General features: G+C 59.0%; 13 protein-coding genes, 1 tRNA gene and 2 pseudogenes. 2 read left to right on the top strand and 14 right to left on the bottom strand.

Annotated elements, in window-relative coordinates; all coding sequences use genetic code 11:
- Positions 1-401 precede the first annotated feature (401 nt).
- From O6929_12590 to O6929_12640, 11 genes and pseudogenes are all read right to left on the bottom strand, one after another.
- On the bottom strand, positions 402-800 hold the full coding sequence (locus tag O6929_12590; protein ID MCZ6481219.1) for a response regulator: 399 nt from the start codon (positions 798-800) through the stop codon (positions 402-404).
- Between the two features lie 546 nt (positions 801-1,346).
- Positions 1,347-1,637 (bottom strand): flagellar export chaperone FlgN, encoded by a 291-nt coding sequence (gene flgN / locus O6929_12595; protein ID MCZ6481220.1) that lies wholly within the window; start codon positions 1,635-1,637, stop codon positions 1,347-1,349.
- 2 nt (positions 1,638-1,639) lie between these two features.
- The gene (locus tag O6929_12600) at positions 1,640-1,957 is read right to left on the bottom strand and encodes a flagellar biosynthesis anti-sigma factor FlgM (protein MCZ6481221.1); all 318 of its coding nucleotides are present in this window, start codon (positions 1,955-1,957) and stop codon (positions 1,640-1,642) included.
- A gap of 92 nt (positions 1,958-2,049) precedes the next feature.
- Positions 2,050-2,448 (bottom strand): response regulator, encoded by a 399-nt coding sequence (locus O6929_12605; protein ID MCZ6481222.1) that lies wholly within the window; start codon positions 2,446-2,448, stop codon positions 2,050-2,052.
- 113 nt (positions 2,449-2,561) lie between these two features.
- Entirely contained in the window at positions 2,562-2,945 is a 384-nt protein-coding gene (locus O6929_12610) for a response regulator (protein ID MCZ6481223.1), read from the bottom strand.
- Between the two features lie 357 nt (positions 2,946-3,302).
- Positions 3,303-3,689 (bottom strand): annotated as a pseudogene (locus tag O6929_12615) (response regulator).
- Between the two features lie 22 nt (positions 3,690-3,711).
- Positions 3,712-5,124, bottom strand: coding sequence for a HAMP domain-containing sensor histidine kinase (locus O6929_12620; protein ID MCZ6481224.1), 1,413 nt, complete (start codon positions 5,122-5,124; stop codon positions 3,712-3,714).
- A gap of 10 nt (positions 5,125-5,134) precedes the next feature.
- On the bottom strand, positions 5,135-6,106 hold the full coding sequence (locus O6929_12625) for an HDOD domain-containing protein (GenBank protein ID MCZ6481225.1): 972 nt from the start codon (positions 6,104-6,106) through the stop codon (positions 5,135-5,137).
- A pseudogene (locus tag O6929_12630) lies at positions 6,080-6,436 on the bottom strand (response regulator). The gene O6929_12625 and the pseudogene O6929_12630 overlap by 27 nt, the downstream one beginning before the upstream one ends.
- A gap of 157 nt (positions 6,437-6,593) precedes the next feature.
- Positions 6,594-6,995 (bottom strand): hypothetical protein, encoded by a 402-nt coding sequence (locus O6929_12635; GenBank protein MCZ6481226.1) that lies wholly within the window; start codon positions 6,993-6,995, stop codon positions 6,594-6,596.
- Between the two features lie 73 nt (positions 6,996-7,068).
- Entirely contained in the window at positions 7,069-7,596 is a 528-nt protein-coding gene (locus tag O6929_12640) for a hypothetical protein (GenBank protein ID MCZ6481227.1), read from the bottom strand.
- A gap of 420 nt (positions 7,597-8,016) precedes the next feature.
- Here O6929_12640 and O6929_12645 point away from each other — a divergent pair, with 420 nt between their 5' ends.
- Positions 8,017-8,373, top strand: coding sequence for a TraR/DksA C4-type zinc finger protein (locus tag O6929_12645; GenBank protein ID MCZ6481228.1), 357 nt, complete (start codon positions 8,017-8,019; stop codon positions 8,371-8,373).
- Between the two features lie 309 nt (positions 8,374-8,682).
- Here the strand turns inward: O6929_12645 and O6929_12650 are convergent, their stop codons facing one another.
- Complete coding sequence (locus tag O6929_12650) at positions 8,683-9,453, bottom strand: hypothetical protein (protein MCZ6481229.1); 771 nt, start codon at positions 9,451-9,453, stop codon at positions 8,683-8,685.
- Between the two features lie 17 nt (positions 9,454-9,470).
- Positions 9,471-10,715, bottom strand: a complete 1,245-nt coding sequence (locus O6929_12655) for a hypothetical protein (protein ID MCZ6481230.1) — start codon at positions 10,713-10,715, stop codon at positions 9,471-9,473.
- A 516-nt stretch (positions 10,716-11,231) separates the two neighbouring features.
- On the opposite strand from O6929_12655, the gene O6929_12660 reads away from it, so the two are divergent.
- The gene (locus O6929_12660) at positions 11,232-11,591 is read left to right on the top strand and encodes a hypothetical protein (protein ID MCZ6481231.1); all 360 of its coding nucleotides are present in this window, start codon (positions 11,232-11,234) and stop codon (positions 11,589-11,591) included.
- A gap of 358 nt (positions 11,592-11,949) precedes the next feature.
- On the opposite strand, the gene O6929_12665 is transcribed toward O6929_12660, so the two are convergent.
- Positions 11,950-12,026 (bottom strand) — tRNA-Lys (locus O6929_12665).
- Positions 12,027-12,084: the final 58 nt, after the last annotated feature.

Here is a 12,084-nt window from a genome sequence, read left to right on the forward strand (position 1 = left end):
AGCACCCATTTGCACCCCGAACCCGCATTCTACAAGCCCGAGAGCGCGTCCCCCTTTTCGTGCCTATCGCGATATACCTCTGAAACCTTCCCGGGAGGAAATCATTCTGATTTGGCTGAAGGCGGTACCCGGATATGCCAAGAGGGACTCCCGGACTCTGTCCGCGTAGGAGGGCGAAGATCCGTGGCGTTGGGTGTTCGTGGCGCCCGAGGGCGTTTTGCCCGATGAAGATAGGAGCGGCTCAGTCCGGAAGGCTGTGTTGGGCAATTTGGCAGAACAGATGAATCACGGCAGGGTCGAATTGGGTCCCGGCACAACGCTTGAGCTCGGCCAGCACCTCCTCAGAGGTCCGGCGACCACGAGTCACACTAGGCTCGTCGGCTTCGGTTTCCGTCCCCCTGTTAGTTCTTCGGTTGGCGTTCCCCCATCCAACGTCCGACTATGGCAATCAGGTGGTCTACCTCGATGGGCTTGAAGAGCAATTCATTGAAGCCGGCAATTGCCTTTTCCTCCATCAGCTGGGCCGTCATGCCGACGATAGGGATTCGGGTAAACCGAGAGTCCGCCTTCAGCCGTCTGGTCGCTTCGAGGCCGTCAATCTCCCCGGGCAGGCGAATGTCCATCAAGATCAGATCAGGGAGCTCCTCCGCCCTGCCCAAGGCCTCCTCCCCACTGACAGCCATAATCACTTCATAGCCCTCCGCTCTGAGGACCCGGTGAAGCAGCGACAGGAGGTCCAGGTTATCCTCTACGATTAGGATCTTTCCGGTAATAGGCGTCTTCGTGGATTTGATCGACAAAATCAGCCTCGCAGAAGCAACCAAATATCAACGGACATAGCCTTTAGCCCCTACACCCCCTAGACTAATCCCCCCATCCGACTGAGTCATGCTCGATAGGGTTTTTCATCATACTCGAACTTGCTGTAGCAAGAAAAGGTGGTCGCTCGACCACGTCCTCCCTCTCTAGATCGATGCGGGTTGAACGGTGATGCACACGCGCCGGGATTTGGGGCAAAGGGCATGCAATCCCTATTCCGTTGGGCGCGTGGGTGGACTGCTGTATTACCAGGGAGCTACGGATCCAAAGTAGAGAATATATCGGGGCATGGGGTGCAGAGGAAAATTGAACGGACCATCGGTAGGAGGAACGGGGAGGAGGAGCAGGGACTCAAAGAATCACCGAGAGACCGGGGATCGCGTTTACCGGAGAAAGTCCACAATGCCGGGCTGGATCACGGTGGCCGCACCTCCGATCGAGGAGCTTTCGAGAAGCAACCCGTTTTGCTCGTTGACCGTGGCCACCTGTCCGATGAGCTGTTTAAACCTGGCAAGGAGCGCCTGATACTAAGGAGTACAGCAAGGGGGCACCATTTCGGCCAGCTTGGAGCAGGTCAGCTCTCGCTCCGGGAGCTCGACCAAGGCACCGATCTTACGCATGAGCCCCAGGCGGGCCTCCTCCAGCACCTTGACCTTCAGACCCAGGGTTTCCTTCTGCTTCACCTGCTCGCCCAACGCCACGAGATCCCCCTTGATCAGCAGCCCTTTCTCCTCCCGGAGGAGGTCCAAGGGCCGCTCGTAACAATCCATCTCTTGGCGGAGGACCTGGGCCAGATCATCGAACAGTTTCTCATCCACGACTAATCTTCCCCGATGGGAGCGGGATCGCCGGGCCAGCCAAAGTCGATCTCCTGAAGGAGCTTTTCCGCCACCCTCTCCCCATCGACCTTAAAGGCCCCTCCCTGCAACCTCCGCTTGAGGTCCGCCACCAGCTCCTCGCGGATTTCCAGCTGCCGGGTAAGCTCCGCGCGGGCAAGACGCAACTCTCGTGAGAAATCTACTCGATCTGAACATGGCGAGGCGCCGCATGAGGCGTGAGGACCGCCCCTCGCGGGGACGGGATCCGGCTCCTTCCCAGTAGAGGGGGGGGTGGCATGGGGGTCATCATGCTCCGGCATCTTCACAGGGCTTCTCCGCTTTCAGAGGAAACAAGGTGGGGGCACATGCACGATAGGTTATCGGCAGGCGGGCGAATACTCTTTAGCTTTTTTTACCCGACCCCTGAGGTCCTGTGACCGAGGTACGAATCGATTTGTTCAAGAAGAAGGGGAATCTTAAGGGGTTTGGTCAGATACCCTTCACACCCCGCGTCCCGGATCCGCAGCCGGTCCTCAGGCATGGCATAGGCAGTGAGTGCGATAACCGGGATTGCTCGAGTAGCCGGATCCTCCTTGAGTATCTTCGTAGCCTCCAGGCCATCGAGCCCAGGGAGCCGGACATCCATAAGAACCAAGTCCGGGCGATGAGTGCTGGACAACGTCAATCCCTCTTCCGCGGTCGTAGCCGTGAGTACCCGATAACCAGCGCTCTCCAGAAGATCGGTGACGAGCTCGAGATTCTGGGGATGATCCTCGACCACGAGGATGACTTTCTGCATCGTGGTCGTCATGCCGTGTTCCTCCTGTCTCTCATCAGTGAATAGTCAGTGCAAGGCTTCGATGTGACCATGCGAGACCGTGACCCGTGTTCTGCGTGGCAATCCGACCCAGGGTACCGGATACGTCATCCACGACCCGTAACTTCTTGGGTATCACATGTCTCCTTGACTAGTTTTGATCTGGACTGCTTTCTGAAATACCCCCTCGCCCCGAGCACTTTGGCAGTCATCTCTCTCCCCCAGTCACAACCGCTGAAGATGACGACCGGGATGTGTTTCAATTCTTCATTACGTCTCAAGTGAAAGAGTACCTCATATCCGTCCATCCGCGGCATGTCGAGATCGAGAAGAAGGAGGTCGGGCCTGTCCTGCACGGCCTGCTCCAGGGCTTCTCTCCCATCGAACGCCTCGATAACCTCGTAGCCTCGGGCTTCGAGGAATCCTCTGAGCACCCGCACCACGTCCAAGTCATCATCCGCGACGAGAACCTTCTTCCCACCCTGACCCATTTGCTCGAGGTGTGGGAGTAACTCCTGCGGCTCCAAGAGGTTAGCCACGTACTCGGCAGACTCTAGTTCTTCCCATCTGCCGTCGACAGGCTGCCCCGCTGGCGCTCCAACGGTTGCAAGGATCTCCTCGCTCAGGTCCATCAGGCGATTCGTATTCCGAAGCGCGATGGCGACGAGTTCTTCGATGGAAGGCTGAAGCTCGTCGGGCTTCTGGAGGACCAGCTCAAGGGAGCCCTTGAGAGAAAAAAGATGCTTCCTCAATGCATGAGAGAGCGCCCTTCGCTCTGCGGGCTCTCTGGTTTCAGCGGAGACCACCACTCGGCCCTCGGACCTGGGCTCTTTGTTCTGTCGGGGAACCAGCAGTTCGTTCACGGTCAGGAGGAAGCCTTCGTAATCCTCGATCGGTTTTACGACGTAGCAGTCAGCCCCGCTCTCCTGCAGGAAGCGGTTCCTATCCCCCTGCATGGCATGGGCCGTCACCAGGAGGACTGGTAGATGCGCCGTCTCGGGATCACCCTTGAGCATCCGGGTGAGCTGGAGGCCGTCGACCGGCTCGCCCTGGTAGCGACTGTTGGTCAGGGAGACATCCATCAAGACGAGATCCACCGTGCCGGCCCGGCATAGCGCCACGACCCGGGCCGCATCCTCCGTCACCTCAACCTGGTGCCCCCCGCTCTTGGTCAGCATTCGCTGCATCACCACCGCGCTGTCTGGATCATCCTCTACGACCAAGATCCGCGCCATGTGCCTCGCTCCTCGTCCGCTCTCAGCTGGTGGGTCCGGTGACGGAGGCCGGACGCCGAGGGCGCGCGCCAGTCTTCCGCTCCCACTGCGCCGGCAGGGGCAGGGTGAAGAGAAACCGTGCCCCCTTCCCTTCCACGCTCTCGACCCCGATGTGCCCCCCCATGAGCTCGACCAAGTGCTTGGTGATGGCCAGGCCGAGCCCGGTGCCTCCATGCTTGCGGGTGGTGCTCCCATCGGCCTGGGTGAACATCTCGAATATAAGCTGCTGTTTGGCCTGTGGGATGCCGATCCCGGTGTCGGCTACCTCGCAGAGGACCTGCCTCATGGCTGTCTGGGGGGTGGCCCGGATGGTCACCTGCCCCCCGGCGGGTGTAAACTTCAGGGCATTGTCGATGAGGTTGAGCCAGACCTGCCTGAGGCGATCCGCATCCGACCATACCGTAACCCCCTTCACCGGTTCGACATGCAGCCGGATCTCCTTCTGAGTAGCCTGAACCTGGGTAAGCCGGTAGACTTCTTCGAGCAGCGGAGCAAGGGATACGGCGGTCAGCTCCAGCTGGAACTTCCCCGCCTCGATCCTGGCAAGGTCCAAAATGTCGTTGATAAGGGTGAGGAGGTGCCTGGCCGACTCCATGGCTCGCTCGGCGCACTGGCGCTCCTCATCCGGGCCCTCGCACAACCCCTTCAGGACCAGCTGGAGAAAGCCCATCAGGCCATTTAGCGGAGTGCGTAGCTCATGGGTCATGCTGGCGAGGAACTCGGACTTGGCAAGGTTCGCCGCTTCAGCCTGTTCCTTGGCTCTCTCCAACGCCTTGTTAGTCGATTCCAACGCTTTGGCATGGTCGCGTAATTCCTGGGTCCGATCCTCGACCTCTTTCTGGAGACGCTCGAGGTACGTACGCTGCTCGCTAAGTCGGGTGTCCCGCTCCTCCAAGATCGTAGCAACCATTCTGCGATGCTTGATTTGGAAGGCGTCGTCTCGTCGCCTGAGATGCTGGAGACGGGTTTCCGTCTCACGGAGGGCCTTCGCCTGAACGCTGATCTGCAGCGCGAGCACCCCGGCCGCCTTGAGCCAGGGGAGCACACTCAACATCTTCTGCTCCATGGTTTCAGGTGGTGATGGGTCCCGGAATCGGGTGATTAGCATCCCCCAGCCCTGCTCCTCGCACCCTACGGCGACCCGGATGAGATGCGTCCCCCCAGACTCTTTCAGGTGTGGGTCTTTGTTGTCTCCACAGATCCACCTTCTCAGATCAGGCGGACTTTCGAGTGAGGAACCCAGAAGCCTCCCGTCCATTCGCGTGAGCCAGATGTCTGTCACTCCCAAGGGCGCCAACGGGGTTGCCAGGACGCGGAGACAGTCACGAAGTCCGATCGGCTCCTCTTGCGAGCCGTATATGTCATCAAGGAGCTGCTCAATGTCTATATCTATCACGGCGCAATGCTCAGATGTTGATGAGGGCCTGCACCTTGACTAACTCGTGGTCAAGGTCGTCCCATAGGACTCTGAAGCCCTCCCGTGTAATCGATAAACCTCTCAAGGTCGATTTGCTGGGTGTTCCGATGTACTGGGTGCCGACTGAACTCAACCCCTTTGCCGAACAGAGGAAGTTCGCCGTCTCGACAGCCTGGACGATCACCTTATCCCCACCGTCACAACGGTCCGAATCGTGGTGATAGCGTATCGCGGCTCGCGTGCTGGCCGGCAAACGCCAATGCTCCGCGACCCGGGCCCCAAGCTGCGTATGATCGAATCCCAGATATTCCTGTTCGACCTCCCACAGTGGCCGTTTGGGCGATACGCCTGCGACGATCTCGACAAACGCTTCATGCAAGTAGTTCTCTATGAGGACAATTCCAAAGTCATGGAGCAAACCCGCGAGATATGCTTCCTCAAAATTTTCGACTCCGGCACGGGCAGCAACCAAACGGGCCCCCAAGCCGACGCAGATCATATGCTGCCACACACCATTGCGGTTGTACGAGCCGACTGCCACCTCCTTCTTGAACATGTCGCCGATCAATGCGGTGAGCGCCAGATTCGTGACTTCGCTAAGATCCACGAAGCTGACTGCTGCGAGCAGCCTATCCACCGGGGCCGGCAGGTCGTACGCCGTCGAATTCAACGTGACCAGCAGGCGGGCTGCCAACGAATGGTCGGTCTCCAGAATTGTCTTGAGGTCGGCTGCAGAGGATCGTGGGTTGTGGACCATCTCGACAATCTGCAGAGCGAAATGGGGGATCGTTGAGACTTTGTGGATACGATCAGCGATTTGATCCAGTTGACCTTCACCACTCTCGACGGTGCCGCGCTCATGTCCATCTTTGCCCCATTGAGTCGGCTGTCCTCCACTGCGAGAGAGGCACCCCTTGAGCGTTCCCAGCAACGTCTCGTAATCCTCGATCGGTTTCACCACGTATCCGTCAGCCCCACTCTGCTTCAGGAAGGACTCCCGGTCCCCGTGCATGGCATGGGCCGTCACCAAGAGGACCGGTAGCTGCGCCGTCTCGGGATCACCCTTGAGTATCCGGGTGAGCTGGAGGCCGTCGACCGGCTCGCCCTGGTAGCGACTGTTGGTGAGGAAGACATCCATCAAGACGAGATCCACCGTGCCGGCCCGGCAAAGCGCCACGACCTGGGCCGCGTCCTCCGTCACCTCGACCTGGTGCCCTCCACCCTTGGTCAGCATTCGCTGCATCACCACCGCACTGTCAGGATCATCCTCGACGACCAGGATGCGCGCCATGCTCCTTACTCCTCTCCCGACCTGAGCTCCAACCATCCAATGCACCACCGGCGAGGGGCACCGAAACCACCGCACTGTGCCGCTCCCGCCGTAATGGATGGCGCTTCTCGCCCTCCCATCCGAGCATTCGCACGGCCGCTGGACTCATAAATTTGGGTCAGAGGTTAGATGGCTTCCGAAAGGGCGAATGGGGTTCACCCCAGGCAGCCCAACCCAGCTGATACTCCACCACTCGGAAGCAGTCGACAAACTCACGGATTACCTCCCAGTCGTTGAAGACTTTACAGGTGTGGACGGAGAGTGAGAGGTACCCGAATTTCTCCCAGGTGTAGATATCGGCCCCGCTCTCCGCCCAGTTCAGGTGCACATGGACGCCGCGTCCCATGTCTTCCGGCAGGTCCACTTCGAGGGCAAGCGGGTCGGAAACTACCTGCATCCCGAGTCGATCGCCGAGACGCCGGAGAAAGGCGATCAGTTCTGGTACGGCGGGGATATCGGCAGCAAGCTGGGCACGGATCAGAAGGCGTTGCTCATCAATAGGGAGATTTCGGAGCAGCATCGTCGGTGGTTCCCTCCTTCGGCGAGAGTGGTTTGTGCATGGCTCCCCAGAGCCTACCCTTCCCTCTTCTGTGCTACTCAATGCTCGCGAGTTGCTTTCTGCACTTCGGCGATATGCTCGGTTCCAACCCCCACTCATCTCTTTCGATGGGTTCAGACCGCAGGATCCATCCCCTCCACCCGCTCTGGCGTTCCCTGGTCAGGAGCGCCTTATTGATCCATATTGGCCCGCACGGGTCGGCTGGGCTGAGGTCCACTGCCTGCAAGCGACGGGTCTCAAACGGGTTCCATTCCACAACTACTTCTCCGGCTGGAGTCCTGTAAAACTCCACCAGAACCGGGACAAAGTCGCCCTTATCTGTGACGAGAGGTAAGAAGGATACATACAGAAGGGGTTTCCCTTCCGGATCGAAGGGGGCCTTTACCTTCTCTGCGCTCGCCGTGGTCGAGGATCCCCCGACCAGTACACCAACGAGAAGGATCAAGAAAATTCGCCCCACTTTTCGAAGCATCTTTTCTCCTTTCTTCTCCGCTTCGAGCGCCCCGGGGATCTCTATGAAGATCCAGACCCCGAGCAACCGCATGGACCGCTTGTCCGGCAACCCGATCTGCCTTGGACCTCGCTTCCTCCCCGCCAGCCGCTAGCTGAGTCGCGGCCAGCGTCTCAGGAGGCAGGCAAGGAACGTGCCAGCGAAAAGTGCGGGAGGGCAGACCCGCTCCTTGGGGAGATGATCCGCAGTTCGGCTGATGGAGCCTTCCATGGAGCAATGTGGGAAGAGGCATGGAGCCCCCAGGTGGAAAATTCTGCCTACAGTTGCCGGAGGACCGAGATCTCCAGCCGACGGTTTTGGGGGGAGCCGGACGCAGCGTGCCTTGAGAGTGTCCTTAGATATAACAACAAATTACTCAGCGTTCCTCTCATGGTGGAGATGTCTGGCACGGACATTGCCCAGATAATGCCCCGATCGGTTGAGTGATCTCCTTGAGAACTCTGGACACTCACGGATGGAGGGAGTGAGGAGATGGATAAGCAGAAGACGCTGTCTCGGCAAATCACGAAGGAGAGGGAGGCCGTTCGAACACAACTAATCAGGATGGCTGACCGAAAGATGAATGGCTTCTGGGCGTCCAGCGAGGTGTCGAACGGTGATCCAGAAGACCTGCCCGAGCAGGCCCAACAGGAGCTCCTCCAAGAGCAAGAGACCAGGGCCTATGAGCTCTTAACATCCCGGGCCAAGGCCCTGGATCAGGCCTGGAAGAGCTTTCAGCGAGGGACGTACGGTGTCTGTCGGCTGTGTGAAAAGCAAATCCCTTGGAAGCGGTTGAAGGCCGTCCCCACCGCAACCCTCTGCGTTGCCTGTCAGGAGACGGTCGAATAAGTGGAGTTGAGTCAGTCCCAGCATCCACCTACTTACTGTAAAGGCCCGAGTGCGCGGCAAGAACATATCCCCTGCAAAGTTTTCCACCTGTTCGCCTTCACCGAGTTTTCTCGAATTTTTCACAAGAAGAATCGCGGGCAGGCCAACCGAAAGCCGCTTGTACAGCCTGCAATCCCGTTGGACACAGAATAGGATGAGAGGGGTCTAGGGGGGTGCTTCGCGGTCACCTGCTTGGGAAGGACCCCCGCCCAAGAGTTATTGGGAGAATTTACCTGTCCCGGCGTCCGGTGGTGCGCAGTGGGCCAAGTCCTATAGGATCCTCTGGCGACGGACCCGGCGATCCACGATGTCCTGGATCCATTTCCAGAAACGCTTTTCGTCCTCAACCTTTGGCTTTTTCTCAAGCTGCTCGTGCCAGCCCTGCATTACCTCTGCTTCCACTGGCCACATCCGGAGACGCTGGCGGGGGACCTCGCGTTCCCACGCCGCGGCAACGATAGGGGATGGATACAGAATCCGGATCGTGACGTTCCGGGCCAGGAACTCGAGTGGCGAGACGTCAATCCCTTCATAGCTCGCCTTCTCGATCTTCCCCTTTCCCTTTCTCACGGCCGCAACCTCGGGGACGCCGTCGGTGACGATGACGATGGCAAGGGGGGCGAGAAGCAAGTTCTGCTTTTGCACGACTTCTGAGACTCGCTTGAAAAAGGCGTTGAAGTCCGTCAGGTAATTTCCCTTGGTGCCGAAGAGCTTCTTTAACTTGGCCTCGATCTCGGGGACGCTCTTGCGCTCGAATACCTGGATGGGATGCAAGGTCTTCGGTTCGTCCGGTACATCCCCCCCGAGAGAGCCCACGAAGAGGGCCCGCACCTCCTCGGTCCCCCCGGTGCCGTGCAGATGGCCATAGATGTAGTACGAGAGAAAGCGGAGGGAATCCTGAAACTGTGGCGTGCGCGTGAAGGATCCGCTGACGTCCACCCCGATGAAGAGCGAGAGCCGGGGCTCCGCTTCTCCGGAGGATGTGCAGCCGGGTGTCAGCAGCAGCGCAGCGACAAGTAGGACGTACAGCCGGTGTGCCATGGGGGCCTCCTCTTACCCTATCGCCCACTCGCCCGGCCAGAGGCGTGACCCTCAGCCCGCGCAAGCTTGAGCAACTCGCCTGTTTCCATGAAGGTGTGCAGTGTCTTGAGCGGCATCTTGAACATGTGCCGCCCGGCAAACAGCAGCATGAAGAAATTGATGGTGGCGGCGAGCACCTGGAGCGGCGGGAGGACGTAGGCCTCCACGAGCTGCATCCCGGCGCTCTGGAACCAGCCAATGTCTTTCTTCACGTGGCCGATCATTTCCTTGGTCCACGAAAGAACAGCCTCCGGGGCAGGATGCGCCTCTGTGTGCGCCTCCGTGATGCCCTGAGCAGAGATGATGGCTGTGAGGGTCGGCGTCCCGTATCGCGCAAAGAGGAACCAGGTCATCCCGCGGATTCCAATCCAGGCCATCGCCGAGATGAGCAGCACACCCGTGAGACCGATCAGGACCTGCCCACCACTTTGACGGGCCAGCACCGGGGTTATGGCGTCGACCAACTCACGGTAAAGGAAGAGGACCTCAAAGAACATGACGAACGCCTCCACCAGGGCCGTTTTGACTATGTCCGGCCAGTTGCGCTGCTGGATGGCCTCGAGCATGACCTGCAGAGCGGCGAAACTGCCAGCGATGAGCAGGACGAGGAAGATGAAGAGAACCGGTTGCAGGTAGGGGTGGGGGCCCCCCCCCATGAGGTCGGTGGTGATATCAGAGACGGTGGGGTACAGGGTGACGCTGAAAATCCCCCCCTCGAGGATACACCAAACGATGGTGAGGGTGACGGCGATCCAGGGAATGCCCGGCCGCAACGTCTTCTTGGTGACCTGTTTGAGGAGGGAGAAGGGGAGCGTGATGAGTTCAACGATGGCGAGGTACACGCCAGCGGCCAGAATGCGGATGAACCCCCACACAAACCCCGCTGTCACAAACACGGCCCGGATGATTCCGGCCCAGTACATGCCGATCGCGCGACCGCTATCCCACCAGGTGCTGAGCACCACCGCGACAAACTGATTCCGCCCCCCGCGAAACGGCAAGGTGTAGACGGCGGCCATCGTACACCACATGCCGGCAATGACGTGCAAGGCCGGGAGGAGGAAAAGGATGAATTTCAGGGCTGCCTCCGGGGAGGAGGAGTAATCCCAGATGAACCCTAAGATCATCGCCTGAACGGTTGGGATCCAGGACACGGGTAGGGTCACGATCTGGAAGAGCAGTCTCCATTGGGGAGGAAGAGCGTTTTCAATTTCCGGGGCCATGTGACCTCCTCCAAGGGCCGGGACTTCCCAGGCCTTTCACGAGTTTGTGATTGATCGCGGCCAAACGCCACGCTGGTGCACACCTAGTCCGACCTTCCATGTAGCACCATGTAGCAAATTTGGGGCCAAATTTCCTTGAGGCCACCGATCAGCGGCACCCCCCGGGGGGGCATGGGTCTAGGGACGGAGCGGTCCAGCCTCTCCTGCGAATGAAAAATCCTTCGCGGACAGATCATCCTAGCCACCTATGTGCCAAGGGCTTGGGGTAGAGCTCAAGACATCCTGACGTAGGGTCCCGTTCCCCTGTGACGATTTTTGTACATGCCCGGGAAGGGAACCGACGGACAGCTGGCACCCTATCTGCATGATATGGTCCGGACTCTGCACAAAAAAGGGACATCGTTTCGTTCACAGCATGGCCACGGGCCATCCGATCAGGGGTCCCTTCATCGACCGAAGGGTACGCGGAGACTTCAGGATGTCAAGGCTATGAAGAAAGCAACTCGCACACGAGATGTGCGTAAGAATCGTCAGATGCAGAAGACTCCAAGGTTTCGTATCTCTGGGATCAGGGGGGGAATCCCAACCCTCCAGATGGCGGACGTGCTTGACCTCACCCTGAGAGGAGCCCTCGTAGAGCACCACGGCATGATTCAACCGCACAGCCCCGGCTTTCTACAGCTGGAGGCTAGCGGCGACCTGTCAACCATCCGGTGTCGACTGTTACAGAGTCGGGTAAGCCGTAACCAAGGAGGGGGTCTGTGCTATCAGACGCGGGTGGAATTCCTCGACCTCAGCCCTCAGACTGAGGAGGCACTGAGGGTCCTCATCCAAATCTCACGGGCACACGGGGGGTGGGATGGTGGAGGGCCGTGAGGGCCACTTAAACTCTAAATCCTTCCACTCGCCTTGAATGATCTATGAACCGGTTGCGAGTACCCTGGAGTTCCTCCGCATCTCACGACAACTCGGTGGATCGGTATGGTTCCAATCTTTCAGGAGCTCCACACAGAAAAACCTGCCGCAGCACGCCACCGCGAGGGTTGCATTTCCGCCATCTTGAAGTTGTCCCTCACCGCGGTCCCTCGGACGCAAAGCACTACACCCGAGACTCGCTGCTCAACACTCTTCAACAGACGCAGCATACCTGTTGGTGAGGGATGCGACGCTTACTAATGTAGGGACAATCCGGGGATCCTGGAACTTTTGGAGGGACGCAACGAGTGGAAAAGGTTGGTGGGCCGCGCAGGACTCGAACCTGCGACCCGCTGATTAAGAGTCAGCTGCTCTACCAAGCTGAGCTAGCGGCCCATTCTGGTTCATGGCTTATGGTTCAGGGTTCAGAGAAAAATAAAGTAGTGCCGGGCCA

It is taken from the genome of Candidatus Methylomirabilota bacterium (assembly GCA_027293415.1).
Classification (GTDB): Bacteria; Methylomirabilota; Methylomirabilia; order Methylomirabilales; family CSP1-5; genus CSP1-5.

Excerpts from the sequence above, each read along its gene's own strand:
- O6929_12650 (MCZ6481229.1), bottom strand. The coding sequence starts at position 9,453 with ATGGCACACCGGCTGTACGTCCTACTTGTCGCTGCGCTGCTGCTGACA.
- O6929_12635 (MCZ6481226.1), bottom strand. The coding sequence starts at position 6,995 with ATGCTGCTCCGAAATCTCCCTATTGATGAGCAACGCCTTCTGATCCGT.
- O6929_12600 (MCZ6481221.1), bottom strand. The coding sequence starts at position 1,957 with ATGCCGGAGCATGATGACCCCCATGCCACCCCCCCCTCTACTGGGAAG.
- O6929_12605 (MCZ6481222.1), bottom strand. The coding sequence starts at position 2,448 with ATGACGACCACGATGCAGAAAGTCATCCTCGTGGTCGAGGATCATCCC.
- O6929_12655 (MCZ6481230.1), bottom strand. The coding sequence starts at position 10,715 with ATGGCCCCGGAAATTGAAAACGCTCTTCCTCCCCAATGGAGACTGCTC.
- O6929_12645 (MCZ6481228.1), top strand. The coding sequence starts at position 8,017 with ATGGATAAGCAGAAGACGCTGTCTCGGCAAATCACGAAGGAGAGGGAG.
- O6929_12610 (MCZ6481223.1), bottom strand. The coding sequence starts at position 2,945 with ATGGGTCAGGGTGGGAAGAAGGTTCTCGTCGCGGATGATGACTTGGAC.